The sequence below is a fragment of the Phyllobacterium sp. UNC302MFCol5.2 genome (assembly GCF_000686005.1).
GTDB lineage: Bacteria > Pseudomonadota > Alphaproteobacteria > Rhizobiales > Rhizobiaceae > Phyllobacterium > Phyllobacterium pellucidum.
In genome coordinates this window covers 693179-719923 of record NZ_JMLL01000010.1, presented here as the reverse complement: position 1 = coordinate 719923, position 26745 = coordinate 693179, and the positions used below count along the sequence as shown (strand labels likewise).

17 protein-coding genes and 1 tRNA gene are annotated in these 26745 nt (G+C 56.5%); 9 read left to right on the top strand and 9 right to left on the bottom strand.

The window, feature by feature from the left end; genetic code table 11:
* Window positions 1-2: 2 nt before the first annotated feature.
* The gene (locus BR48_RS0105440; RefSeq protein WP_245273347.1) at window positions 3-1241 is read left to right on the top strand and encodes a hypothetical protein; all 1239 of its coding nucleotides are present in this window, start codon (window positions 3-5) and stop codon (window positions 1239-1241) included.
* A gap of 84 nt (window positions 1242-1325) precedes the next feature.
* On the opposite strand, the gene BR48_RS25420 is transcribed toward BR48_RS0105440, so the two are convergent.
* A complete protein-coding gene (locus tag BR48_RS25420; RefSeq protein ID WP_155810814.1) occupies window positions 1326-2213 on the bottom strand; it encodes a hypothetical protein in 888 nt (295 codons plus the stop codon).
* Between the two features lie 874 nt (window positions 2214-3087).
* Window positions 3088-4284 carry an alpha/beta fold hydrolase gene (locus tag BR48_RS0105425; RefSeq protein WP_027230373.1) on the bottom strand — a complete coding sequence of 399 codons (1197 nt, stop codon included), beginning with the start codon at window positions 4282-4284 and terminating at the stop codon, window positions 3088-3090.
* Window positions 4285-4823: 539 nt separating this feature from the next.
* On the opposite strand from BR48_RS0105425, the gene BR48_RS0105420 reads away from it, so the two are divergent.
* Complete coding sequence (locus BR48_RS0105420; RefSeq protein ID WP_027230372.1) at window positions 4824-6062, top strand: hypothetical protein; 1239 nt, start codon at window positions 4824-4826, stop codon at window positions 6060-6062.
* 286 nt (window positions 6063-6348) lie between these two features.
* The gene (locus BR48_RS0105415; protein ID WP_027230371.1) at window positions 6349-9282 is read left to right on the top strand and encodes a UvrD-helicase domain-containing protein; all 2934 of its coding nucleotides are present in this window, start codon (window positions 6349-6351) and stop codon (window positions 9280-9282) included.
* A gap of 433 nt (window positions 9283-9715) precedes the next feature.
* Here BR48_RS0105415 and BR48_RS0105410 read toward each other — a convergent pair whose 3' ends face one another.
* A complete protein-coding gene (locus BR48_RS0105410) occupies window positions 9716-10204 on the bottom strand; it encodes a PRC-barrel domain-containing protein (protein ID WP_155810812.1) in 489 nt (162 codons plus the stop codon).
* A 10-nt stretch (window positions 10205-10214) separates the two neighbouring features.
* A complete protein-coding gene (locus BR48_RS0105405) occupies window positions 10215-10814 on the bottom strand; it encodes a hypothetical protein (RefSeq protein ID WP_155810811.1) in 600 nt (199 codons plus the stop codon).
* A gap of 1734 nt (window positions 10815-12548) precedes the next feature.
* Here BR48_RS0105405 and BR48_RS0105395 point away from each other — a divergent pair.
* The gene (locus BR48_RS0105395; protein WP_027230367.1) at window positions 12549-13655 is read left to right on the top strand and encodes a DUF3578 domain-containing protein; all 1107 of its coding nucleotides are present in this window, start codon (window positions 12549-12551) and stop codon (window positions 13653-13655) included.
* 381 nt (window positions 13656-14036) lie between these two features.
* Here the strand turns inward: BR48_RS0105395 and BR48_RS0105390 are convergent.
* Window positions 14037-14112, bottom strand: a tRNA-Thr gene (locus tag BR48_RS0105390).
* A gap of 286 nt (window positions 14113-14398) precedes the next feature.
* Here BR48_RS0105390 and BR48_RS0105385 point away from each other — a divergent pair.
* The 3 genes from BR48_RS0105385 (at window position 14399) to BR48_RS0105375 (ending at window position 18140) form a co-directional block, all read left to right on the top strand.
* A complete protein-coding gene (locus tag BR48_RS0105385) occupies window positions 14399-14887 on the top strand; it encodes a (2Fe-2S)-binding protein (protein ID WP_027230366.1) in 489 nt (162 codons plus the stop codon).
* An 85-nt stretch (window positions 14888-14972) separates the two neighbouring features.
* The gene (locus BR48_RS0105380; RefSeq protein WP_027230365.1) at window positions 14973-17318 is read left to right on the top strand and encodes a xanthine dehydrogenase family protein molybdopterin-binding subunit; all 2346 of its coding nucleotides are present in this window, start codon (window positions 14973-14975) and stop codon (window positions 17316-17318) included.
* Window positions 17319-17330: 12 nt separating this feature from the next.
* A complete protein-coding gene (locus BR48_RS0105375; protein ID WP_027230364.1) occupies window positions 17331-18140 on the top strand; it encodes a xanthine dehydrogenase family protein subunit M in 810 nt (269 codons plus the stop codon).
* Window positions 18141-18186: 46 nt separating this feature from the next.
* On the opposite strand, the gene BR48_RS0105370 is transcribed toward BR48_RS0105375, so the two are convergent.
* Window positions 18187-19149: a nitronate monooxygenase family protein gene (locus tag BR48_RS0105370; RefSeq protein WP_027230363.1), complete on the bottom strand. Its 963-nt coding sequence runs from the start codon at window positions 19147-19149 to the stop codon at window positions 18187-18189.
* 305 nt (window positions 19150-19454) lie between these two features.
* On the opposite strand from BR48_RS0105370, the gene BR48_RS0105365 reads away from it, so the two are divergent.
* Together BR48_RS0105365 and BR48_RS0105360 are read left to right on the top strand one after the other, a co-directional pair.
* Window positions 19455-20519, top strand: coding sequence for a hypothetical protein (locus tag BR48_RS0105365; RefSeq protein ID WP_027230362.1), 1065 nt, complete (start codon window positions 19455-19457; stop codon window positions 20517-20519).
* Complete coding sequence (locus BR48_RS0105360; protein ID WP_348625676.1) at window positions 20516-21436, top strand: methyltransferase domain-containing protein; 921 nt, start codon at window positions 20516-20518, stop codon at window positions 21434-21436. The genes BR48_RS0105365 and BR48_RS0105360 overlap by 4 nt, the downstream gene beginning before the upstream one ends.
* On the opposite strand, the gene BR48_RS0105355 is transcribed toward BR48_RS0105360, so the two are convergent.
* The 3 genes from BR48_RS0105355 to BR48_RS0105345 form a co-directional block, all read right to left on the bottom strand.
* Entirely contained in the window at window positions 21437-22231 is a 795-nt protein-coding gene (locus tag BR48_RS0105355; protein ID WP_027230360.1) for a TIGR02186 family protein, read from the bottom strand.
* On the bottom strand, window positions 22231-23181 hold the full coding sequence (locus BR48_RS0105350) for a sulfite exporter TauE/SafE family protein (protein WP_174207786.1): 951 nt from the start codon (window positions 23179-23181) through the stop codon (window positions 22231-22233). The genes BR48_RS0105355 and BR48_RS0105350 overlap by 1 nt, the downstream gene beginning before the upstream one ends.
* 222 nt (window positions 23182-23403) lie before the next feature.
* Window positions 23404-26745, bottom strand: a complete 3342-nt coding sequence (locus BR48_RS0105345) for an SEL1-like repeat protein (protein WP_027230358.1) — start codon at window positions 26743-26745, stop codon at window positions 23404-23406.

Below are 26745 nucleotides of genomic sequence, written 5' to 3'. Positions count from 1 at the left end.
AAATGAACGACTATCAGAAATTGCATGATACAATGGGGGCGCCCCGCCCCATCGGATACGTCAGCAGCTTCTTCCAGTTCGCGTATGCGCTTTATCTGATGGAGCATAATGATCAGCTCCCGAAAAGCCTAATAAGCCGATTGCGACAACCAAGTCATTTTTTTCCGGCGGCATACGAAACACTCGTTGCAGCGGCGTTCGCGTTGGCCGGAGCAAAAATCAAGGACGCCGTGGCAAAATCAGATAAGGCGCCGGAGTTTTGGGCCACTATGAGTTCCGGCCGAACGTACGCGGTGGAAGCGAAACGAAAAAACGCTTGGAAGAACGCTTACGATTTGAAGAGCGATGCCTTTAAAAGGGAGCTTCGCAGCTGGCTTCGCGATAAGATTTATGACGCGTCAGCAAAGAACCTGCTCCATGCTGTTTACTGGTTCGAACTGTCAATAGGAAGTGAAATTCCAAGTGGGGAACAATTGGAGCTTCAGGCTCTTATCCAAGGATACATCCGTGAAGCCGAGTCAATAACAGTCGGAAAAAAAGCGAACGGACTGAGTGTTCCGGCATACGTCTTCGTAACCAACCATACCCATTTTGCTGACGAAGAGGATCTTACGATTCAGCGCATGATGGTTCTTGAGGGATTTAGGATTGACGATTTCCGCACAGAGGACTTTGTTTCGTTAGAGGAGGCCATGGAACGGAGAGACAATCATCGGGACATGATCTGGGTCTACCAGTGCTTCCTTGAGGTTGAGGCGGTTCCCTCCACGTTTGATGGGACGCCCCCTGGCATTGGTGAAACCGCCGAGACATTGAGAATTGGTAAAACCCTACGATACCGCAGGGCAGATGGATCGGCTGCCGAAGGGAAAATCGAGGATATTGTGGCGCCGCTCGGCAACGCCGCGATGGTCATAGTCAAGAATGCTGTCGGCGAAGAACGGGTCATGTTGCAAGTTCCGCTGACTACTGAAGAGGCGAGGGCGGCCGCTGTTTATGGTGCTGCCGTCTTTGGAAAACCTGAAGGACCCTTCCGCGACTACCGTGATGACGTTTTTGGAATCTATGACCGCTTTCTCGAGATATTTTCCAGCTATCCACGCGAGTCATTGGTATCGCTTCTCCAAGGCCACCCTGACTACGAAGAGCTTAGCGGTCTTGATTCAGGCAAACTGCGCATTCGTGCCGCGCGCGAATTTACAAAAAGTGCTGCCGCACCGTCTCCGACATGTCGACCTTGAACGTCATTTGGCGGATTTCATTGACGGTCTGCGCAACGGTGGCCCCGAGCGCATTGGGAACAGCAAGGCCAATGCTAAAACCAGTCAAAACTCGTACCGAGTCACTCCCATTGGTTGGAGCAGATACGAACCCTTACCATCTAGGACAACGGTGGGAGCGTATCTTTCGGCAGCAGGCCAATCCGGGCGACGGAGCGAGAATGCTTGCGCCATCGCGGGCACGAACCGGTTGCGCGAGTCGCCGTACTGTGCGTCAAGTATAATTGCGCAGGCGGCAACGGCCGAGATGACAGCGCCAAGCGTTGCGCGTTTAAACTCTCTTTCCCGGTCGTGTTTCACCGCATTGTAGTCTTGGTACCATTTAAGGCACCTATCGGTCTTCCAAGCATCGAAAGGTCTTATCTCGCCCCACCAAGGAAAAGCAGTGAGGGCAGCGCCGTATTCCTCTAACCGCATGACCTCGGCGACGGCCTGATAGTCAATGATATTAAAATCCCTTCTATTAGAATTGGGTCTGGCTTCGTTTGCGTTCAGCACCCCTTTGCATTGGGCCTCGAACTCGGTGGACGCTAGTATGAGCAAGTTTCGTATTTCATGGCCGAAGGCACCGACGTTTTCTTGCTGAGGGTGCACCACACGACATATGTCCAGAAGATGCGAATAAAGAGCTTCCAACTGTATCATGCTTGATGCAATGTCGAGTTGGCTCGCCTCGTAACCGGGATAGTTCCAATGCCCGCCCTCAAATCCGATTGTCGGGCGGGTCATGCGGGGAAAGAACTTTCCAGCTAAATTATACTTCTCGATCGTCAACTTGGGAAACAGTTCGCGTAAGAACTGCTCGCCGTTCAGTCCGTCCGGAATTGCTTTTCCGACTTCAGGAGTCTCGTGTATCTTAAAAATCCTGTCCTCTCGTACCTCCCATACGGATACGCGAGGCACGCTACTAGCGTAGCCAACGTAGAATGGCATTTGACTCCCCCAAGCTAAGCATTTCAACGATACATAGCGGTACATCGCAATTAATTCTCAAACTAGAAATATGGAAGTCCACAAGCCTTTTCGGATAGTGACGTCTTAACGCGGCAACCGGGCTTTAGATGCGAGGCATCTATTCGGGGTATGACGCCTCGATTCTCTTGGAATGGCCGATTGAAGACGGATCAAAGCTATCCATAGTCAAGGGGATATTGCGGGAATGTCTCGGCGGCGAATGCTCTGCTGCCGTTGCGCGAGTGGCGTTAGTAGAAGCGGCGCTATGTTGAAGCGGTCCCGATGCCGCCAAGTGGAAACCGGCGCGCCATACTTGATGATATCAGGGGGAGCCCGGTTTGGAACTCGTCTCTGCCTTGATGCGGCCCGCGACGTGCAGCTTAACGATTTCGATGATTGCAAGGTTGCTCTTCCGAAACCGAAAGGCGCGGCGCGCCGAGGCTGGCGATGAACGATTGCGCGTCGACGGTGATAACCAGCCCGGGTTCGATGGCAGTTGATGTTACAATCGGGATCGGCAACGCCATGGCCACATGGCTAGCCCGATGACGTGAACCGGGTTTATCAGGATAACCGGCCGACCGCGCTTAGAACCACGGCCGTAGCGCGGCAAGGTCTGACATAAAAGGGGAGCAAAAATTAATCTCGCCGAAATCGCTGCTCCCTTGGCAAAGCGAAGCTGCTCTTTCTTCCCCTTACGCAAGTCGATGATCGCGGCAGCGAGCGCCGTCGCGAGGTCTTAACGGCTGACGATGATCTGAAACATTGGCATCGGCAGCGCATTTCCCAAATTTACTCGAGCAATCCGGCGCTTAGCTTTTTGTAGTCAATTTAAGGCGCACATAGGGCGCGCTCAGGGTTCTGAACCGACCTGTTCTATTGCAACAGTTCGCGCTTCAATGGATACGGCTTGCTCACAAGCTTGGGGTGTGGCCCAAAATTGGATGCAGGTAACGTTGTAGCTGTCTTCCACAACGCTGGAGCGGACCTTTCCATGTCCATCAGATGAGATGATCATCGGCTTTCCTGACGATGGCAAGATTCGACCACCATGCTCTATCTTCGCACAGCTTATTGCTGATCTCACGCCGCAACCAGGGTTGGCCGCAAAGCCTGGTGAATAGATACGCACAATAGGGCCAAAAACTATAAACTGATGAGGTGCCAACGAAAGTTTCAGACGAGACTCAAGGGTGTCCACTATCGATTTATAAGCTGATTTGAATGAAAGGTAGGGGGTATCATTTGGGCCGGAAGGCTTTGCAATCCCTATATGATCGGCGAGTATTGGATCTAAGTGCTCATTACATAAGTTGGTAGCACTTGAAATAGGCACAACCATTCTGCCAAATGTGGGTTGCGTTTCGTATGCGCAGAATGATGCAATTCGAAATTGGGCAGCCAGCCAGTTACTTTGCAACGCGGCTAGAAAAGTGGACGATTTAGAATCCATCGGCTTCATTTCGAACAACGATGGGTTGGTTGAAAAAAGACCCGCTAGCCCTACTAGATCAGAGCCCGTTGTTGGGGTGGACAAGAAGGTGATGAACTTCGTCTTCGCTGCGACGTCGCGATACTTCAGCAAATATGCTCGTACCACCAAGCCGCCCATACTGTGAGCGATAAATATTATCTGTGAGTGAGACGGAATGTCATCGCTTTCCAAAACGAGACGTGCGTTGTCGGTTAGTTGGTCGATTGTGAAGTTTTCGCCCCGAAAACTGGACGGATAGTCGAACACGTAAATGTCCGATCCATCGAATGTAGGGTCGCTCTTCAGTAGGTCCGGCCAATACGCTCCATTATCATTTTTCCAAGTCGACGCTGCGTTGCCCAAGATGCCGTGTACGAAGACAATAACAGAATTAGAACCCGAAGTCCGGCGGATGTACTTAGAATTGGCGCAGGCAGCATCCAAAGTTAGAGATATGAACACCAACAGTGCAATGAGTCGGCAGACCATCGTTCCACCAAGCTTTTGCGCGGCCCGGGTGCTCCAGTTAGGGCGCTCCAGCGAACTGCGGGCAGCAACAGCGAGCTTCGCATTCATGGATCCCCCTCAATTTGGCCGCTGCAATCCCCCGAGCGGCGACCATGGTAATTTGCGCTCGATTCATGATCTGTGCAAGCCGGGCGCTACTCTCCTGATCGTCGTGAAGCAACGCTGTCCGAAATTTCAACCGCACTAATGCGATGACCAATTCCCAAAAAAACGAGAGCCAAGGGCGAAAAGCCTCGGCACCGGCACGCGCAAAGGTCAACTCCCCACAACAAGACCATTCTGTGTCAGACCATCCTTGATACACCTGGTGGCGCGCGAGTCACTTCGATGACCTGAGGGCAGCCGCCCGCGGAATGTGGGAAGGCGACCCGCAGATGACCGGGGCGGGCATGGATGCCACCTTCCGCCGTCCCGAGAAAGCCTTATAGCGCGTCTTCCAGCTCTCTCGACAGATTTGGCGCCAGGATGCAGCGCGAGACCAAGAAGGTCTACACCTTTGCGTCGCGAACAACTTGCAGGACATACGTGGGACGCGCGTGATACGCAGGGCCAAATAGGCGCGCTAGCAACTACGAAAGGACCCTGAAATGGAAGTTAGCGAGTTCATCGACACCTACTCGGATGACTTGATAAATTTGCACGAGGCGCGGCACGCGCTGCTCACTCATCCACTGGGCGGGCATTATGCTTTCTCGGATCACTTCGACGCCTCCTTTTGCCGCATCATGGCCGTCTTTATGGTGGGTGCCATCGAAGCCATGCTTGCGGATTGGCGGCGACGTGACAACGCGAGCATTCTCGACAAGTATTTTGAGAATAACGTTAGAAATGACGACCGTGTCCGCAATCTATATCAGGCGTTCAGGAACGCGCATATCGCAGTGGATGAAGAGGTTTTTAACGACTATCTAGCGATCAAATATGTACGCAACTCGATCATTCACGGTAAGTGGAACAACCATGAGAGGGAATGGCTGGATCAGCGTGGGTTTCCAAATGACGCACGCAAGCTGACAATCGATCATCTGCATAAGATGGATCATACTGTCCAGAATATGATGCTATATATTGCTCTTACCGGTTTGGTCGACAAAACTAATTCTGGGCAGTCGCCTGTCGCATCAATTGCGCCAACAAAACCGCAGAAGCTTGTCAGGCTTGACGAGCTCACGACTAGGCGTGTCGATGACCCTGGAATTATCAAAATTCGCGACCTGGAGCGGATAATTTGGAACAACCTCGAAAGGATCAATTCGTTTCTCTACCGCGCCATCGAAGAAACAGTAACGCACGCGCCATATGAATGGACAGCGGGGAAAACGATCGAGGACATCAATTGCCTCAAGCCTAGCGAATCGAAACGGCTTTTCTACCTTGCCGCACGACATGCCGGGCAAGATGGTTACGAAGAACTAGCACGGCACCGCGGCCTGGCACGTGAAGCTCTTGTCTTCTGGCGCGAATATTGGACTAGGGCGGTTGCAAGCAATGGGGTCAACGAAGCGACAATCGAAAGCTCTCTGGTTGAGCTTGCACAGACGTCTGACAACCTCGCCTTGGATGATGCAGTTAACACGGGGAAGCTTATTTACTACGCGATTCCGAACATTATGCCCGTTACATTGCTGACCCTATATCTCCCAATCGTGGATCCGGAAAACACGGAGCGATATCTTCTGGAATCCGATCGAGCGCGGCAAGCCTTTCGGCTCAGCCGAACCTGGTACACGCGTATGGAACGCAACAGCACTGACCACAACGTCCTTGATTTCTATGATCAGATGCGGAAGGAGTTTTCGCATCTCACTTCCGATCGAGGTAGCTGAAAAGCAGTGTGACTACTTGAAGGTTCCTTGTCTGAATCGGATCCAATCTTTTGGCATCCATCCACAGACGGCGAAGCTGCGTCCGCGACATCTTAACGTCATCTGCCCGATGCAATTCTGATGGCCAACTCCAGATCGATTATGCTTGGCGATTCGTCCTACGGCATTCATTTGCTGTTAGTTATTCGTTCTTGTGCTTCCTCTTTACCATTCGTGATGTATTGGTCGGGTCATTTACGACGGCAAAGCCGATCTGCGCCGCCAAACGCGATACGAGGCTGCGATATTGAAACGACTGCAACAACAGCCATTGCTCGGACTGCTCGTGAACCTATTCGGGACGACATTTCGGGCCATGGAGCTTGACGGAGATCAATTGCGGCTGACGCGCCGCGGTTTGACCTCGTCCGTACCCCTTGAAGCGATATCTGCCGCCCCGCTTGTGCGAAAGGGTACGGTCGGTGCGACGATGACTATCACCACGGCAGAGCGCTCCTTCGTTATGCTTGGTCTACGATATCCTGAGGGGTCCAAGTTCGCTGAAATAATCAAAAGCGCTTGGATCGGGTTCAATCTTTCGGCGCTGGAGCGTGAAGCAGATCGCTTTCTGCGAGTCCATCGAGCGGTTGCCGAACTGGCCAAGCCGGCTCGTTATCCCGGTGCCTCTGAACTCGCGCCTCTTCTGAGCGATGCCAGGGCCCTTGATACCTCGCTGCTATCGAAACTCCAGCCTGACGCCATCGGAGCCGAGCAAGCCGAGCGTGTTGCGCTTGTCAGGAGTTTCGCTGCCGATGCTGGCACGATGAGAACGAATGCCGTCGCTACCTTTGTTGGTGCCGAGCTCGAACGCTGGAAGAACTTCTTCGATACAATCGAGGACAAGCCTCTGACGCTGGAACAGCGGCTTTCTGTTGTGGTGGACGAGGACGCAACGCTAGTGCTTGCCGGAGCCGGATCCGGAAAAACTAGCGTGATTACGGCCAAGGCCTCCTACCTCGTCAGGGCCGGTATCCGCCGGCCGGAGGAAATACTGCTGCTGGCATTTGCAAAGAACGCCGCAAAAGAAATGTCGGAACGGGTCGAGGCACGGTCGGGCGTGCCAATCGTGGCGCGAACTTTTCACGCACTTGCCTATGACATAATCGGTAGTGTCGAGGGGTCAAAGCCGGCTCTGGCCTGTCACGCCATAGACGACTTAGCATTCACAAACTTGATCAAGCAGATTCTAAAGGATCTGGTTCGCGCGCGCTCTGAAGTATCCAGAGCAATCATACAGTGGTTTGCGCACTTTCTAGTCGAGCCGAAAACCGAATGGGACTTCAAGACCAAACACGATTTCTACACTCATATCGAGAAGCAGGATCTTCGCACCCTACAGGGCGATAAGGTCAAGAGCTACGAAGAGCTGCAGATTGCTAACTGGCTCTACGAAAACGGTGTCGAATACGAATATGAGCCGGACTACGAGCACAAGATTCGGGGGACAGGACGCCGGGACTATTGCCCGGATTTTCGTCTGACCGATAGTGGTGTCTACATCGAGCATTTCGGTGTGCGGCGTCAGCAAATGCCAGATGGCACTGAGAGGTTGATCACAGCACCCTTCGTCGATCGTGACGAGTATCTGGCGGACATAAAATGGAAGCGCGGGATTCACGCAGCTTATCAAACCACCCTCATTGAGACATATAGCTTCGAGCGGCAGGAAGGGCTTCTGCTCACCGCTTTGGCCGAAAAGCTCGCACCGCATGTGACGGTAAAACCTCTCTCTGCCGACACTATCTTTGACCGCGTGATTGAATTGAAGCAGGTCGACGCGTTTTCACAACTGCTCGGGACCTTTCTGCGCAAATTCAAAAGCGGCAGCTACAGCATCGCTGACTGCGAGACGAAGTCAGAACAACTTAAGTTAGGCAGTCGCGCCATAGCGTTCCTCGCCGTTTTCGCGCCAGTTTTCACGGAGTATCAGAAGCGGCTTGGTGAAAGGATCGATTTCGAAGACATGATCCTGCGAGCCGCTCGCTATGCTGAAACTGGGCAATATGTTAGCCCGTTCCGCCACATCCTCGTCGATGAATTCCAGGATATCTCACAGAGCCGTGCCAAGTTGGTGAAGGCGTTGAAAGCCCAGCACACTGACATTCGTGTCTTTGCTGTTGGCGACGACTGGCAATCGATCTTCCGCTTTGCTGGATCTGACATCCATCTAATGCGCCACTTCGGAGATGAATTTGGTGGGAGCTTCAACGGCGAGACCGGTGTCCATCGGATAGTGGATCTTGGTCGCACATTCCGATCGGTCGACCAGATCGCATTCGCAGCCAGAACATTCGTGCTGAAAAACCCGGTCCAGATATCCAAGGAAATCGTTCCCGCCGGCAATGCAACCGAGCCAGCCATCAGGATCGTGATGACGCCGAAGAACGATGACGAGACAAAGCTCGACGAAGTTCTGGCAGAACTGTCCGCAAGGATTGACCTCGCGAACACGGCAAGCGTGTTGCTGCTGGGACGGTACCGCTTTCTTGAGCCGAATATGATCGATCTGAAACGACTTTTCCCCCAGCTGAATATTAGCTTCAAGACTATCCATGCATCAAAGGGCCTCGAAGCCGATCATGTGGTACTTCTGGGCGCGGACAGCGGCCGGATGGGCTTCCCCTCCGAAATCGTCGATGATCCCTTGCTTGCGCTGGTATCGCCTGAGGAGGAGTTGTTCGAAAACGCGGAAGAACGGCGCGTCATGTACGTAGCAATGACGCGGGCGCGCCACACCTTGACGATCCTCGCCTCCAACTCGAGACCATCGTCCTTTGTGACCGAACTCCACAAAGACCCCAAATATGGCATTGCTACGCGGGCTGGCGGCCGACAGGCGGCGCACGAGTGTGGAGAGTGTGGCGGAAGGTTATTGGACGTGCGGGGCCGGGAGGGTCGAACTTGGTATCGCTGCGAACACGTGCAGCATTGCGGAAATTATCTACCCGCCTGCTCGTCCTGTGGTGTTGGACTTCCAAGACGTGCGGACGGATCAGCGGAGGCCAAATGTAATTGCGCAGCCACCTATCCGTCCTGCCTCGAGTGTAAAGATGGATGGCTCATCGAACGATCCGGGCGTTACGGTGCCTTCCTGAGCTGCGTCCGCTATCCTGCCTGTACCGGCAAGGCTAAGATTTCAACCAACATGGCGGGAATCGGGGTGACAAAGTCAAAGCGTTAGTGAGATGGGGCGACGCTCCGCCGTCGATTGCATGCAGCGAAATTGCCTCGCCGGACAGGACGTGATGACATAAACGCCATCTGGGCGCACGAAGATGTTTTGATCGTCGTACAAGTTCCATGCGTGTTCGGGTACGTAAACGTCAAAATTGATGGCAGCATCGACACTCGCCTCGCAACGTTCAACGCGGATAGTGAGAAATGTGTGCTCCTCAGAGCGGTCTTCTGGCCCGTCCTCCGGTTGGGATCCGAACCTCCGCCATGGCCAAGCATACGATTTGGCCGGAGTAACTAAGGACTCACATCGTTTGGTCCGACACTATTGCCAATCTGGGACTAAATTGAAAGCTTGTTGAATGCGCCGGATCATGTCCTTTTTGAACGAAGACTCGGTGGAATATGGACCAAGATGATTAGCAATGTCTTTGTTGAACCTACATTTTGTTGTCTTGAAAGAGGGCATCGATCCCTTTCAAATACATTACCTCGTAATTGTTCCCAGTTTTCTTGAAGTCGAAATTCTCAGCGGGGATCTCGTAGCTCTTGCCAGTTTGAGCATTCTCCGGACCGATGTACAGCGTCTTTACCTCGCCGCCAGCCTTGTCGACGCTGGTAATTTTGCCGACAAGGTCTTTGTTCCAAGTGTATACAGGCGCCCCAATTAGCGCTTTGGGATCGAATGTAGATAGCGTTCCGGGAGGCCCACCGCATGTGTCGGTAGTCTGCTCTATCTGGTCGCTGGTAACCTCAAACGCGTTTCCATCGCATGGCTGGAATATCAGCGACTGCGCGCTAGGGGCGGGAGGCAGTAAGTAGCCCTTCGTAGGCTCATTCTTGTCTTTCAACCTGTAATACGTCACCGTTTCCTGAGCAGCGGTGGCAGTTGCAATACCGCAGAAGGTGACCACCATAAGTATCCTCAACCTGGCCTCCTCAATTGGAATAAACAGCGATGGAAGCGATTTCGTCGTTAGCCAACCTAAGCGTCCAGATTGGCCCTCGCTTGGCCTTTACAACGACAAACGTGTTTCGTTCCGTTGATGCCAAATAGTAAGTCTGCGCGAGGCTAAGATCTGTAACACGATAGTCAGATCCAGATTTCAATTTTATCTGTACTACCTTTAATGCGCTGATATCGCGGCGAGCATTAAAGGATCCACTAGCGGTAGCAGTATAATACAGTGAAGTTGGAATAGCCAACGCGAGGAGGAACCATAGTAAGACCGGCTTCTTCGAAATAAAGGAAATGGATTGTCGAATCGTGGTCATGTACCAAGCTAACCAACCGAAGAAAATCGAAGCGACAATTATCATCCAGTTCTCCTTCGTCATTGTCCAGATAGCTGGAAATGCGTGTACAAGGACATACTGGAGACTTAAATCCAGTTCGGCGAGCGAGACTGAGAAAAGGCCGTAGTATGCCCACAAATAGCAGAATCCCGTGAAATAGCCGAACGCAACTAAAACAACCGAGGCGGCCGCGTATATCGTTGCACCGTCAAATATGCTTGCCTTGCCCATTGCGCTGTCCATTCCGATGTATTCAACTCCATACCTAAACTGAAACTGCAGCATTGTGGGCCGCAGTATAGATGCTTATTATGCATGCAATTCGTCATTCGGCTGCAAATAGATAACCTGGGCACGTATGATTCACACGAGTTACCATCTTTGTCGGCACCAAGGTGTGCCCAATAGTCGTGCTGACCGCGACGGGCCGACGTGCATCCGTGGCGCAGGTTGAGATGAAAACCCATAAAAAAGGGAATCGTGGCCGCGTTCGCTGAATAAATATGACGCCACGAAGAGCACCGCGATGGTTCCGAGTTGAAATGAACGTTTGTGAAGGAAACGAAGCCATCCTGAACGCCTTCGTTTACCAGACACAGGGGCGGAGCGTGACACCCCTCCCGATCACTGACTCTACCAGATTTTGCCTTGTCCACGGCGAAGGCCATGGCGTTCTTTCTCCCATTGCACTCGACCGCACAAACATAAAAGAGCTCCGTACTAATTCAGTCAATCTCGACTGAAGGATTGAAGGCGGCGGCATTCATACTGCGCGCGGAGAAGACGCTAAAACATCAGCGTCGCCCAATCAGATACGGCGTTCGATGGGCCAAGCCGGTGGAATAGTTCTCCTGCTTGGCCAAAACCACTGCACACGCGGCGCAATCGGATACGCAAGGTTTTCGACACCCTGAGTTGCAGGTACTATCGCCTTTACCAACAGCAACCACCAACGATCCGGGGGGGAGCCGAGACCACACGCTCACCCCCACTGGTTAGCGCCAGGTACCGCCTTGTAAACTAACCCAACTCTTTTTTTGCGCCGGTTGACGTTCTTGCAAATCGTGGGTGGTACGTCTCCGCTATCTGTCCGATTTGAAACGAGATAGACCTTGCAACGCTCGCAAATGTTTCGCAGCTTATTGTTTTCCCGGCATAACGAGAGAGGCGTTTAATTGCGACGGCGGGTATTTGGGAGGGCCCACGATCGTCCCGATCTACGGGCAAGAGACGAGGGAGTCGTGTAGGCGCACTGGCGATTGAATCCGTGTTCGCCGGAGAATCCGTAGTATCGCTTTCGACTGGTAAAAGGATGGCAGCCTCTATCAAATAAAGAAACCGAAGAAATAAATCTATTCGCACACGTAGCGGCACGCGTTTTTACCGCGTACATCGAACCAAGCGCAAATACCCGTCCAAATTTCCAGAGGAATTAATGTTCTCCTTCTTGAAGAAAAAACCCAAAAAGCGATCAATACCGCCCATGCCCGACGAGGTTCTCGCAATCGGTGGGGAGACAACCGAATGGTGCAAGCAGCAGATAGGTCAACTACTAGAAGGTCCGCCTCGAAGCTTGCCTAACTACGGGACGCTCCATGATATTCGCGTGGCTTCGTACGTATGCGGATTTACCAGCGGCCAGTTTCTTATCAACGGTCTGCTAGCCGACTGGTCCAACGGTGAGGAAGGACTAGAGTACTGGGGGTATTCTGCCATTTGTACAGTTTCGCTAAGCTCAGTTCTCGGCTTTGATCGTTCACTCGAAGTAGTGAAGCACCTGCCGCAGATGATCCCGGGCCTCGAGTACAAAGATGATGTACTACTCCTTGAGAGATGGGGTGGTACTGACGGAATGAGCCACGCGCGCGGACAGTCCAAGCAAAAAGACGGTGCTCTTCTGCACTACCTAAAGAACAACGTCGCAGCATCTTAATGTCATTGCCCGGCAGGTGTGTTTGTGTCTCGTAAGGTGAGTTTATGCAGTTATTGAACGATGTTTATGGTGGCTATCGCCCCGCCGCTAAGGGCTTGATACGTGGTGATGAAGTCGACCCATCACTACTAGCTATTAAGGACCACCTGCCGGCCTTTATTCGTAGAGAGATTTTGGCGAGCGGTCGAAACGACGCGATTTACCGTTGGTATGGCGGTTTTGGCGAAGTAAACCGAAATTTCGCCCACATACCTTGGGTGGCGTGCTGCAGACGAGATATCACGCGCACTGTGAAAGATGGTTACTTTATTGTACTGTTGTTTCGAAGAGACATGGCCGGCTGTTGGCTTTCGCTTAACCAGGGTTTCACTCAGTACAAGAATGCCTTTGTCGATCACCAGTTAGCCCGTCAACAGTCGAGGACCGGTGCTCAGGCATTAGCCGGTATGATCAATCCCCCCGATGGCTTTGTTCTCGGGCCAATCGACTTGGGTGCAACGTCTGAACTCGGTCTCGGATATCAATCAGGGGCTATCGTTAGCCGCTATTATGCGGCGAGCGATTCCGATATGGATGAAGTCGGAGTAGCCAATGATCTCCGACGGTTGCTCGACGTGTACGATGCTCTCGCTGTTCGTGCTGGTAACCAGGTTGTCGCTCTGCTTCCCGACGTGGAGGGGCCCTATCAGGCCGCGGCAGCTGAAATCGCGCGTACTCCAGATGAAATACCGCAGTTGCCTGACGGCCCACTCGCCCCACCAGAGCGACTGCTGGGCAACAATCGTGGCGGATGGCGTAGAGATCCCAGGGCAGCTGCAGCGGCGCTCAATTCGGCGGATAGCCGGTGTGAATGGAATCCTGACCATGAAACCTTCACTGCGAGAAGGGGCGGGAGGAACTTTGTCGAGGCGCACCATTTGATTCCTGTTAGCCAACAGGGAAGTCATTCGAATCGTTTGGATGTACCAGAAAACATCGTTGCACTCTGCCCGACCTGCCACCGAAAGATACACCATGGTGTAAGTCGAGAAAGGATCCAAATGGCAGTCACTTTTTTTGGGCGTCGCGCACGCTTATTGGCTATACGAGGGATTTTTTTGACCGAGCAAGACGTCAGAACAATCTATCGATACGAGCTGGAAGATGAATAGCTGGCGACAACTGGGCGCTCGCTGACGTGCCATGCTCGTCCGGCTTCTTTCGCTTCTTCGACTGGAGAATTGGAACTTACGCTGGCAATGACTCGTTTTTCAACCCGGCAGTTGTTAAGACGCTAGACACGAAAGGCTGCCGTTTCAAACGCTTGTGCCATTTTTCGTATCGCATCGCCTAAAACTGCATTAGTTCAAGTCTTAAGCCATGTCGTCACGCTTTTTTTCAAGACCGATGCTTGCGGCCGACCGATAATTTCACGAGCAACGCACCCTTTGGGAATTTGCAAAAGCGTGACGACCCGGTGACGACCGAAGGATTGGGCTATAGGGATTTTTCGAGAAACGATCAGTCAAGCGACTGATTTACCATGAGAAAACTGGTGCCGCTTGCGTGACTCGAACACGCGACCCCATCATTACGAATGATGTGCTCTACCGACTGAGCTAAAGCGGCAGGGAAGATGCTTCCCGATCCCTGAATTCGGCAGAGACGATCATGCCGAAGGATGACGCGCCTGATACCCGCATTGCGCGCCGAATGCAAGCCTTGAGATCGCTGCTTTTTTGGGGCGTTCGAAGAACCGGCGAGCGATTCCGCCATGCGATGCGTACAACAAGGTGCACATTAGAATTTTTCTATTTGCCGATAGACAAGTGCGTAGGAGCGATTAATCTCTTCTTCGCGCAGATGGGTCTCGGGAGAAGATCGGTCTGCCAAGTCAACGGTCTGGGAGGAACCTATGGCGAAGGTTGAACTGGTCGTGAACGGGCGCGCCGTCAAGGGCGAAGCCGAAGACCGAACACTGCTCGTGCATTTCCTGCGTGAAAATCTTGGATTGACCGGCACCCATGTCGGCTGTGACACGTCGCAATGCGGTACCTGTATCGTCCATGTCGATGGCAGGGCGGTCAAATCCTGCACGATGCTAGCGGCGCAGGCATCGGGCTCTACGATCACCACCATCGAAGGGCTCGGCCTCAATGGCGAGTTGCATCCGTTGCAGGCCGCCTTCCGCGAGCATCATGCGCTGCAATGCGGCTTCTGTACGCCGGGCATGCTCATGAGTTCGGCGGACCTGATCCGGCGGCATCCAGACGGCCTTGACGAAGCCACTGTGCGTCTCGAACTTGAAGGCAATATCTGCCGCTGCACCGGCTATCATAACATCGTCAAGGCCGTGCTCGACGCATCGGAAAAAATGGGGAAGGGCGCCGAAAAGGCTGCCTGATCAGCGGATTCAAGTGTAGCAGCGGCATCGCCCCGGAGCGCTATTATCTCTCCAGCCAGGCCGCCTGCGACAGGGAGAACTAACCATGGGCGTTGAAGGTATCGGAGCACGGGTTCTTCGCAAGGAGGACAAGAGGTTTATCACCGGCAAGGGCAAATACACCGACGACATGGTCGTCCCCGGCATGAAGCATGCGACTTTCGTGCGCAGCCCCCACGCCCACGCCAGGATCACCGGCATCAATGTCGATGCGGCGAAGGCGATGTCCGGCGTCGTCGCGGTGCTGACGGGCAGCGAGCTCAAGGCCGACGGCATAGGCAACCTCATCTGTGGGTGGATGATCCACTCCAAGGACGGCACGCCTATGAAAATGGGCGCCTGGTCGCCGCTCGCAACCGACAAGGTGCGTTATGTTGGCGACGCAGTCGCTATTGTCATCGCCGACACCAAAGGTGAGGCGCGCGATGCTGCCGAGGCAGTCGAAGTGAGCTATGAGGAATTGCCTGTCGTCGTCAACGCGCTCGACGCGATGCAGCAGGGCGCGCCGGAAATTCATGCGGAAGCGCCCGACAATCTGATTTTCGATTGGGACCTCGGCGACGAAGCAGCAACGAATGCGGCCTTCGCCAAGGCGGCACACGTCACCAGCATGGACATCGTCAATAATCGCCTTGTGCCAAATGCGATGGAGCCGAGGGCAACGCTCGGCGTCTACGATTCCGGTGAGGATCACTACACCTGCTGGACGACCTCGCAAAATCCGCACGTTGCCCGCCTGGTGATGAGTGCATTTTATAATGTCGCGCCAGAAAACAAGCTGCGTGTGATTGCGCCGGATGTCGGTGGTGGTTTCGGTTCGAAGATTTACATTTATCCCGAAGAAATCACCTGCCTGTGGGCATCGAAGAAAACCGGCGTTCCCGTCAAATGGGTGGCTGACCGCACCGAGAGCTTTCTCACCGATGCGCATGGGCGCGATCACGTCACCCATGCGGAAATCGCCTTCGACAGCGACCACAGGATTCTTGGCCTCAAGGTTGCGACGATCGCCAATCTCGGCGCCTATATGTCGCTGTTTTCGAGCTGCGTCCCGACCTATCTGTATGCGACGTTGCTCTCCGGGCAATACGCCATTCCGGCAATCCACGCCAATGTGAAGACCGTTTATACCAATACTGCGCCCGTCGACGCCTATCGCGGCGCAGGGCGGCCGGAGGCGACCTATGTGCTTGAGCGCATCATGGAGACGGCGGCCCGCGAACTTAAAATTTCCCCCGCCGAACTGCGGCGCAAGAACTTCGTGAAATCATTCCCGCACCAGACGCCGGTGATCATGTGCTACGACGCCGGCGATTTCGATGCGACGCTCGACGCGGCCATGAATGCCGCCGATTATGCCGGATTTGAGAATCGCCGGCAGGAGGCAGCAAAACGCGGCAAGCTGCGCGGCATCGGCATGAGCTGCTATATCGAGGCTTGCGGCCTAGCGCCCTCTTCCGCTGTCGGCTCGCTGGGTGCGGGCGTCGGGCTCTGGGAGAGCGCGGAGGTGAGGGTCAATGCTGTCGGCACGATCGAGATATTGACCGGATCGCATTCGCACGGCCAAGGCCACGAAACCACCTTCGCCCAGCTAGCGGCCGAGCGGTTCGGCGTGCCCATCGATAGTGTTTCCATCGTCCACGGCGATACGGACAAGGTGCAGATGGGCATGGGCACCTATGGTTCGCGCTCCGGTGCCGTCGGCATGTCGGCGATCGCCAAGGCGCTCGACAAGGTCGAAGCCAAGGCCAAGAAGATTGCCGCCCATTTGCTTGAAGCTGACGAAGCCGACATCGAAATCAAGAACGGCGATGTGCGCGTTGCCGGCACGGACAAGAGCGTGCCGTGGTTCCAGGTGGCGCTTGCCGCCTATACGGCGCACAACCTTCCATCCGGCATGGAGCCGGGCTTGAAGGAAGGCGCATTCTACGATCCGTCGAATTTCACCTTCCCGGGCGGTTGCCACATCTGCGAGGTCGAGATCGACCCCGAGACCGGCACGACCGAAATCGTCCAGTTTGTGGCTGCCGACGATTTCGGCAACATCATCAATCCGATGATCGTCGAGGGGCAGGTGCATGGCGGTCTTGCGCAAGGCATAGGCCAGGCATTGCTCGAAGCCACGCACTACGATCCGAGCGGGCAGCTTCTGACGGCAAGCTACATGGACTATACGATGCCCCGCGCCGTCGACCTGCCATCCTTCACCGTCACGAACACCGTGACAGCCTGTCCTTCCAACCCGCTTGGGGTCAAGGGCTGCGGGGAAGCAGGCGCCATAGGCTCGCCTCCCGCCGTCATCAACGCTGTAACCGATGCCATCAACAACAATAATCTGGCCATGCCGGCGACCCCGCAAAATGTCTGGGCCGCACTGCAGGCGGCGAAATAAAGGAGGCACGCCATGTATGAGACACAATATCATCGCGCCACCTCCGTCGAAGGCGCTGCCCGGCAGATGGGCGAGGCCGAGGATGGCAAGTATCTTGCCGGCGGCATGACGCTCATCCCGACGATGAAACAACGCCTGGCCTCACCGAGCGATCTTGTAGATTTGCGTCGCATCGAAGCATTGAAGGGCGTGAAGATCACAGGCCGCACCGTCCGTATCGGGGCGGTCACAAGCCATTATGACGTATCGACGAACGTGGAACTGGCAAAAATCTGTCCGGCGATCACCAGCCTTGCCGGCCATATCGGCGATCCGCAGGTTCGCAATATGGGGACGATCGGCGGGTCGATCGCCAATAATGACCCGGCCGCGGACTATCCCTCGGCGCTTCTCGCGCTGGATGCGACGATTGTGACGAACCGCCGTTCGATAGCCGCCGCGGACTATTTTACCGGCCTCTTCGAAACAGCGCTGGAACCCGACGAAATTATAACGGCAGTTGAGTTCACGGCGCCGGACCGGGCTGCCTACAAGAAGTTCCCCAACCCAGCGTCGCTCTACGCGATGGCCGGCGTCTTCGTCGCCAAATCCGGCGATACGGTGAGGGTCGCGGTCACGGGCGCCGGCGAGAACGGTGTGTTCCGCCTCGAAGATGCCGAAACGGCGCTTGCGGCGGATTTCCACGCATCGGCGCTGGATAATCTGACAGTCGATCCGAACGGATTGCTGTCCGACCTGCACGCCTCGGCGGAGTACCGTGCCAATCTGGTGAAGGTGATGGCGAAGCGCGCCGTTGCCGAAATCGCCAGCCGGCCGATGTAGGCTGCTTGACTTCAACCCATTGGGGTCGTTGCGGCGGGTGCCATATTCACCCAGCGCAGAGCTTCGCCTTCGCTGCGTGGTATTCCCGCTCCAGCCGCGTGACAAGTTCGCCGGCAGGAACGATCTCCTTGATGGCGGCGATGCCCTGGCCGCAGCCCCAGATGTCCTTCCAGGCTTTGGCACCTGTCGTTGCCGCTTCGAAGTCCATCTTCGACGGATCGGCTTCCGGCAGGTGTTCGGGATCCATTCCGGCCTTCGCGATCGAGGGCTTGAGATAGTTGCCATGGATGCCGGTAAAATAGTTGGAATAGACGATGTCCGTCGAGGTCGAATCGACGATCATTTGCTTGTAGCCGTCGATGGCCCGCGCTTCGTCCGTGGCGATGAATGGCGAGCCGATGTAGGCGAGATCCGCGCCCATGGCCTGTGCGGCGAGGATTGCACCGCCATTGGCGATCGCGCCCGAGAGCAGCAGCGGACCGTCGAACCATTCGCGGATTTCCTGGACGAGGGCGAATGGCGACAGCGGGCCGGCATGCCCGCCGGCGCCTGCCGCAACGGCGATAAGCCCGTCAGCGCCCTTGCGGATTGCGGAATTGGCGTGGCGGTTGTTGATGATGTCGTGGAGGACAATGCCGCCATAGGAGTGGATCGCGTCGTTTACCTCGGGGACTGCTCCCAAGGATGAGATGACGATCGGAACCTTGTATTTGACGCACATGCCGAGGTCATGTTCGAGGCGCTTGTTGGAGCGATGGACGATCTGGTTGACAGCGAACGGCGCGGCGGGGCGGTCCGGGTTCTTTTCGTCGTGATTGCGCAACTCCTCGGTTATCTCCGCGAGCCAATCGTCAAGCTGCGCCTCGGGTCGCGCATTGAGCGCCGGAAATGAGCCGACGATGCCGGCCTTGCATTGCGCGAGAACCAGTGGCGGATGCGAAACGATGAACAGCGGCGCACCAACGACCGGAATGCGCAATTTCGACTTAAGTACATCCGGCAAAGCCATCGACCACTCCCAGAAAATTTTGACGTTTGCGTAAACGTAACTCTTTTACCAGACCTGCAATATTCGGCAAGCGAAACCAGAACCATGTGATCGAGCCGCGCCGCCGCAGGCAGCGATCTTAATGAATAAGCGTCTGTTCTGTCGCAAGGCACCTCAACCCTTTTATGGGGTGTATCTGGGGCTCTGCGGCCTGTACCCTCCAGGCAGCGGCGAAGTGCCATCATTGCGCCGTCAAAGTCTTGAATAAGCAGTCGAATGCGCTATGGCTAGCCATTCATTACGAAATGATTTGAAGGAAGCGGCTGTTGGAAGCGATCGAACAAGCGATCCGGAACGCATTGGCGAAAGCCGACGCGAGGAACCCTGCCATTCGTCAGAAAATCTACGAATCAGCATGGGGTGCGCATGAGCGCTCGCTCGCGGCCAATGGCGCGCTCGAAGAAAGCCAGCGCGACGACCGTCGCGAAATGCTGAAGGCGGCCATTACGCGGATCGAGGACGAAGTGCAGGCAACCGGCGCGATTACCCCGCCGGCGGCGCCCGAGCCCGTTGCGGAGCCGCGCGAACCGATGTTCGTCGCAAATCCCGCGCGCCAACACGGGGCCGATGAGCGGATCGAGCCATCGATCGACATGGACCCGCCAGAAGTGGAAGGGCCTGTTTCTGGGTCCGATGAGCCGAGCCCCGACAATTATCGACCGGGCAAGACACGCCGGAAAGTGCGTCGCGACGCCGAGCGGCGCAAGGCGAGCGGCTTTTCCAAGGCGCTGATCCTTTTGGCCCTCCTGGCTGTGGCCATCGGCCTTTTCTGGGTCGTCGCTTCCGGCATTATCAAACCGGTTCCGAACATGGGGGCATCGAACACCACGAGCGCGCCGGCCTCCAGCAACAGCCAGGAGCCGATGAAGGAAGGCCAAATGTCGGCGACGGGCAACTGGATCGAGGTGTTCAACCCCGCTGACATGTCGCAGGTTGCCCTCGAAGGCCGCGCGACGGCGACGATCGCCGGCGACCAACTGGAGAAATTCGTGCGCATTCAGTCGCCGGAGGATGCCGATACGATCAGCTTCAAGGTCGGACAGGGCGTACTCGACCAACTCGCCGGCAAGACCGCCGTGTTCGATATCATCGCCAAGACTGACGACGGCAAGAGCTCGCAGATTGCGGTGAGTTGCGATTTCGGCAGTCTCGGCGATTGCGGGCGCAAGCGCTTTGATGTCTCGGATGCGAGCAAGGAATATCTGGTGCAGGTGCAGTTCCCGCAGGGCAATGCGCCTGCCGAAGGCGGCGTGATCAAGGTCAATTCGGATGTCACGCAGTCAGGGAAATCCGTCAATATCATCGCCATTCGCGCCCAGGTCGCCAATTGAGCAAGCTGGCGCGGGCGTTTCTTTCGTCCGGCGATCTGATCGCGGATCGTCGTGCTTCCTACGCGGACATGCTGTTCGATGGTGGCGAGCATGCAGCCGCCGCCGACCTGATGCGGCAGGCGCTTGAGATTGTCCCCGAATGGGCGGCGGGATTGTTCCGCCTCGGCGAAATGGAAGAAGCTGCCGGAAATGGCGATGCTGCGGCCATCGTCTGGAAAAGGCTGGTCGAACTTGACGTCGAAGACCGTTTCGGGGCTGGCCTCAAGCTGGCCGCTTCCGGCCGGGGCGACATCCCGGTTACGCCGCCTACCGCCTATGTCGAAACACTTTTTGACGCCTATGCGCCAACCTTCGAGAGCGCACTCCTCGAAAAGCTCAAATACAGGGTGCCGGGGCTTCTGGCAGCGGCGGTGGAAGACGCCGCGCCCGGCAGACGCTTCGCCTCGGTGCTCGACCTCGGCTGTGGCACAGGTTTGATGGGCCCTTTGCTGCGTGCCAGGTGCCAACATCTCGTCGGGATCGATCTATCCGAGGTCATGCTGCAGCGTGCCGCGGAAAAGAACGTCTACGACAGCCTCGCCAAGGGCGACGTGAACGAACTCGATGTTCCAGCAAATGAAGCTGATCTCATCATCGCCGCTGATGTCTTCGTCTATGTCGGAGCGCTCGACCGCGCCTTCGCGAAGATTGCCTCTGCTCTTGCGGCTGATGGGCTGTTTGCCTTCTCGGTCGAGACGCATGACGGCGATGACGGGTTGGTGCTGCAGCAATCGCTGCGCTACACGCACTCCGAAGCTTACGTGCGCCGGCTTCTGGCGGTCCATTCGATGACGCCGGTGAGCATTGACCGCCAGACCATCCGCATGGATCGCGGCGAGCCCCTTAGCGGGCTCATTGTCGTTGCGAAACACCTTTGATCAATCTTTGCGGAAGACAAGGCGTCCGGCCCAGCCGGTGACGACAGCAAGAAACACCGCAAAGAGGCCATAGAGCAGGCTGTGCTGGTTGGCGGCCCGGAAGATGCGGAATTCCAGTCCGGCCTTGACGATGTTGAGACTGGTCGAGCTTTCACGCAGGAACTCGCCGTTGCGGAAGAGGTAGGCGCGCGCCACGTGCTTGCCAACGGGCACATTGGCCGGGAGCGACAGCGTCGCGCGAAACAGCGTCGAGGATAGAAACTGCACATCCCCCACACGCTGGTTGTAGAGCAGCTGTTTCTGTTTGAGTCGCGGCAATTCCTTGGTGAACTCCCGCAACGATGCGCTCGAATCGAAACCCTCCGGCATCGGTTCGTAATAGATGTTGTTTACGCCAAGGCTTAGCTGGGCGAAGATCTTCGGCGTCGTGATGTCCTGCAGGCTGCGCGTCGATGCCAGTGAATAGGATGCGGGAATGTTCTGGAACGAAACGGATTCCGTATTTACCCAGATGCCGAAATACCTGTCCTTGCGCCGGACGACAAAGTTCCGGGGAGGACCCTCAAGAATGACGACCACATCGTAGCGGCCCTGCCGCTGGATGAGCGGATCCGCATTGTCGAGCGCGCCGAAGACGGTAAGGTCAGTGCCCCGAAATCCCGACGTGATCGAGATCGTGTCGGTGGAGAGTCCGATCTCGATCGTTTCCTTGCTGGCCGGGACCGGTTGTTGCGCTTGGGCCGCCCGGCCGGCGACCAGGCACAGCATCATGAGCGGGATCATGGCAAGGCGCATTATGAGCCTCCCGAGACCAGGGCGAGCGTTACCGAATAGATGTCGTCCGGCGTAACGAAGAGTTCGATGGCGAGGCGAAGACCGACTGCCAGCACCAGCGTCGCAAGCAGTGCTCGCAGCTGTTCGCCCCTGAGCTTCTGGCCTATGCGAGTGCCATATTGCGCGCCAACGACACCGCCGCTCATCAGCAGCATCGCGAGAACGATATCCACCGACTGGTTGGTCGTCGCCTGCATGACGGTGGTGAACGCAGTCACGAAAACGATCTGATAGAGCGAGGTCCCGATGACGACATTGGTCGGGACCTTGAGGAGGTAGATCATGGCGGGGACCATGATGAAGCCGCCGCCAACGCCCATGATCGAGGAAAGAAAGCCGATGGCGCCGCCAAGCACGAGTACCGGAATGATGCTGACATAGATCTTGGAGGCGCGAAAACGCATCTTGAACGGCAGCTTGTGCACCCAGTTGTGCTGGCCGGGCCGCTTCAACGTCGCAAGCTGGCCAGCGCGGGTACGGCGCATCGCCTTGATGCTTTCATAGAGCATCAGCCCGCCGATCGTGCTCAGGAACACGACATAGAGCAGCGAGACAATGAGATCGAGCTGACCGAGCTGGCGCAGGAGTACGAAGACATAGATGCCTATCGCCGAGCCGACGATACCGCCGACAACGAGCAGCGACCCGAGTTTCACGTCGAGCGAGCCGCGCTTGAAATGGGTAAGCGCGCCGCTGAAGGACGAGGCGATGACCTGGTTGGCGCCGGTGGCCACCGCGACGGCGGGGGGAATATTGTAGAAGATGAGCAGCGGCGTGATCAGGAATCCGCCGCCAACGCCGAACATGCCCGACAGAAAGCCGACCGCCGCGCCCATGAAGAAAAGCACGAAGATGTTGACCGAAATCTCGGCTATTGGCAGGTAGACGCCCAATTCAAACCCCGGAACCATTGCGGTGCTACGCCTGCGGCGTGACAGCACAATGACAGTAATTCTTTAAGGTTTCTTGCCCACTTGCGGGCTTCACGTCAAACTTTGACTTAACGGCGCGCATTGGGCCGGTTCAAATGCGAAGATGCGTGTCGCTTCGTTAAAACGAAGCGCATTTCCGGTTGACTTGCAGGCCGCTTGAAAGGCGCCCCCTCCCGGTCGAACCGGGAGGGGAAACGCAGTTCAGATCTGCTTGTTTTTCTGCAGAAGGTTCCTGACGAAATCCTTGTCGATATTGCCCGTCGGCTTCAAGCCGTTGTCCTTCTGGAAGGCCATGATCGCATCACGTGTCTTCGTGCCGATCTTGCCATCCGAGCCGCCCGCATCATAGCCGTTCTTGTTGAGGATCAGCTGAACGTTGCGGATGGCCTTCTCCATGTCGAGCGCTCCTGAGGTCACCGAGCCGGTAACAGCTGGGGAATCGCGCCATTCCGCCGGAACATTGGTGGCGTTCGCGTCGGGATTGAGGGGCTTGGCGTTCCAGAGTTCGACAGCAGCCCGGGCTCGCTCGAGCTGCTCGGGTCTCATGACTTTCGCTACATCCTCACGCTTCTGTGCGGCGTCGACATCTCCGGCCTTGGCTGCGAGCGCGAACCATTTGTAGCTTTCCTCAAGGTTCTGGGGCACGCCCATGCCTTTGGCGGAAAGGATGGCAAGGTTGAACTGGCTGTCCTTGACGCCGAGTTCCGCCGCCTGGGCAAACCAGCGCGCGGCTGCCTCGTTGTCAGGGGCGCCATCGGCGCCGCCTGCAAAGAGCACCGCCAGATTGTGCATCGCGCTGGCATTGCCCTTTCCGGCCGCCAATTCGTAATAGGACTTCGCCTTGGCAAGATCGCGCGTGACCCCGAGGCCCTTTTCGTAGAAGTTGCCAAGCCGGTATTCGGCCGGCGCAAAGCCACGCTCCGCAGCGCGGTCATACCACTCGATGGCCTTGGCGTAGTCGCTCTCGACGCCGCGACCTTCCATGTAGCGGTTGCCGATCTCGAACAGGGCACGGCTGTCGCCCTTGGTCGCAGCGTCGCGCAGCGGCTCAGGTCCCGCCTCGACCGGGATGAACGGCAGCACGGCGGAGGACGCACCGGTTGCCGGCACGGTCGCGGGCACCGGATCGATCATGCGCTCGGAATTGATGACGCCGGCCACCGGGTCCTGGACGGGCGCAGGCTGCGACACTGCCGACGCATTGTTTTCGGCAGGTGTTTCGGGCGCAGCGTTGGTGTGAGGCTCCGCCTGTGGCTGCTCCTGCGTGATAGCTGGCTCTTCCGGGGTGGCTGGCTCCGGTGCCTTGGAGGCGAGGTCCGTTCCCGGATGATCGACGAAGGCATTTTTCAGCTGCAGACCGGCTATCGCGATCATGATCGCACCAATCGCGAGCAGGATGGGCTTGCGCTGACGCGAGAAGATTCCGCTCTTGGCCGCGCCGTCGGTCGCGCCGTCACCGAATGCGATGCCGCGTTTCTGATTTTCGGCCTCTGTGGCTGCTGCCTGCGCTGCGCGGCGGGCCGCCGTAATGAAATCCGCCTTGCCGCCGGCGATGTCAGTCGCAGCCGACATGTCGCGCCGTTCGTCACGGACGCGTTTGAGGATGGAATTGAGGTCGGGCATGCCAGACCCGGGCTCGAGCGGGCGGTTGAGAATGTCGGCGTCGATCTCTGTCGCCGGCTCTTCCTTGATGTCGTCCGATAGGTCGAGTGAAGGTTCCTGTGCCGCTGCCTCGCGCTTGCCGCGTACCTTGAGGCTGCGTGTAAGGCTGCCGAACAGTGATTTACGCTCCCGCGGCGTTTCCGTTGCAATTTCCGCGTCGACGATTTCGTCAGACGCAGGCTGTTCTTCCCGGGCGGATACAAGCGGCGCATTGAAGGCAGGCGCACTTTCTGCGACAGGCTCCTTGGTGAACGTTGCTGTTTCGGCCAGCGGCGCGTCCGGAGCGACGACCGCCGTGCTTTCGGCAGGTCCGAAATTCTTGTAGATCGGAACGGCGCCGCTTTCGAGCGAAGCCAGGCGATCAACGATCTTGAGCAGCGTATCGTGAATGGCCTCGAAGGTGCGGCCGTTGCGCTCGTCGGACCGTCGCGCCAGCTTCTCCAGCGTCTTCAGGTCGTCGGCGAGCTCGCGCGCGATCGAATTGTCATGATCGCTGCCGAAGTTCGCTGTATTGCGGATTGCCTCGGCCGCCGCATTGCGTGCTGCCTCGACGACCAGATCGCGATTGCCGGCGATGGCGACTTCGATGGCTTCGAGGCGCGGCGAAATCTTCGCGATTTCAGCATCGCGATCGTTGGATTGGGCGAGACGTTCGGCAAGACCGGCAATCTGCAGTTCGAGACTGCGTATGGCGTCCTTGGTGCCGTCTGCTTGCGGCAGGTTCTCGGCAAAGTAGCGGGCCATGTCATCGAAGCGTGCTTCGAGATTGTCGGTCAGGCGGATATCATTGTGCTCGACGAGCGTATGATGCTGGTCGAGGCGGCGGGTGAGTTCCTCGAAGCGCTGATCCATCTTCTCGATGAAGGCCGGGTCAACCGCCGCCGGCTGGGGCGCGGCATCGAGCTTGCTTATGATCTGCAGTACGCGGCCCTCCAGGTCGCGGAAGTCCGAAATGCTGATCGCGGCGGGCGCACTCTGCAAATGCCGCGCCACGGCCGAAAGCTGTTCAGCAAGAACGTCGAGGTTCTGCGTCGTCGTTCCATGCTGCTTGTTGAGTTGCTCGATATGATGCGCGAGTTCACCCATCCGCTTGAGAATAACGTCCGAGGTTCTGTCGTGCGTGGCTGACTCAATTGTCGAGGCAAGCGACGAAATACGTGTCTCGACGCGTTCGAAGGCATCGGCCTCGGCATATTGCAATGCAGCTGGCCGCGCGGTGGCGACGATGGCGCGGCTGATCTCGTCGAGGCGCTCGTCCATCTGTTGCATGAACTGCGTCGGGATGCCGGAGCCGTGGCGACGCGACATCTGCTCAACGGCCCCGGTGAGAAGATTGAGCTTTTCCTCGACGTTGTGCAGCGGCAGCATGTGCGACGGCGCATCGACAGTGCGATGCATTTCATTGAGGCGGCGTTCCAGCGAACCCAGCGCAGCCTCGGCCTCATTCGCATAATAAGTGCTGCGGCCATAGGGCGCGCGCTCATGCGTGGTCGAATGGCGCAGCCGGTTCATGGTCTCGCCATGAAGCTCTCCGCGCGAAGTGGTCTCGATATCGTCGCGCATCTCGTCGCGCAATTGCTTCAATTGGGCGGCGATGGCGGACAGATCGTGCTTCTCTTTCGAAGCTAGGCTCGCGGAAGAGGTTGCAGGTTGTGCTGCCTGCGCGATGCGTTCGGGCAGGGCCGATTGTCCTGCGCGGGAGGCGAGGGCGGCGAAACGATCGGCGATGTCGGGCGTTTCCTCGCCGACCTCCGGTTGCATCGAGCCGCGCAACTGCGCTTCAAGGGTTTCTAATGTGCGGTTGAGGCTGTCGAGCGACGTCGCATCGCGGCGTGCGCGGTTCACATTGACCTGTTCCATTAATGACCTTTGGTTTGTCAT

Coding starts and splice junctions, on each gene's coding strand:
- BR48_RS0105440 (WP_245273347.1), top strand. CDS start 3: ATGAACGACTATCAGAAATTGCATGATACAATGGGGGCGCCCCGCCCC.
- BR48_RS25420 (WP_155810814.1), bottom strand. CDS start 2,213: ATGCCATTCTACGTTGGCTACGCTAGTAGCGTGCCTCGCGTATCCGTA.
- BR48_RS0105425 (WP_027230373.1), bottom strand. CDS start 4,284: ATGAATGCGAAGCTCGCTGTTGCTGCCCGCAGTTCGCTGGAGCGCCCT.
- BR48_RS0105420 (WP_027230372.1), top strand. CDS start 4,824: ATGGAAGTTAGCGAGTTCATCGACACCTACTCGGATGACTTGATAAAT.
- BR48_RS0105405 (WP_155810811.1), bottom strand. CDS start 10,814: ATGGACAGCGCAATGGGCAAGGCAAGCATATTTGACGGTGCAACGATA.
- BR48_RS0105395 (WP_027230367.1), top strand. CDS start 12,549: ATGCAGTTATTGAACGATGTTTATGGTGGCTATCGCCCCGCCGCTAAG.
- BR48_RS0105385 (WP_027230366.1), top strand. CDS start 14,399: ATGGCGAAGGTTGAACTGGTCGTGAACGGGCGCGCCGTCAAGGGCGAA.
- BR48_RS0105380 (WP_027230365.1), top strand. CDS start 14,973: ATGGGCGTTGAAGGTATCGGAGCACGGGTTCTTCGCAAGGAGGACAAG.
- BR48_RS0105375 (WP_027230364.1), top strand. CDS start 17,331: ATGTATGAGACACAATATCATCGCGCCACCTCCGTCGAAGGCGCTGCC.
- BR48_RS0105370 (WP_027230363.1), bottom strand. CDS start 19,149: ATGGCTTTGCCGGATGTACTTAAGTCGAAATTGCGCATTCCGGTCGTT.
- BR48_RS0105355 (WP_027230360.1), bottom strand. CDS start 22,231: ATGCGCCTTGCCATGATCCCGCTCATGATGCTGTGCCTGGTCGCCGGC.
- BR48_RS0105350 (WP_174207786.1), bottom strand. CDS start 23,181: ATGGTTCCGGGGTTTGAATTGGGCGTCTACCTGCCAATAGCCGAGATT.
- BR48_RS0105345 (WP_027230358.1), bottom strand. CDS start 26,745: ATGACAAACCAAAGGTCATTAATGGAACAGGTCAATGTGAACCGCGCA.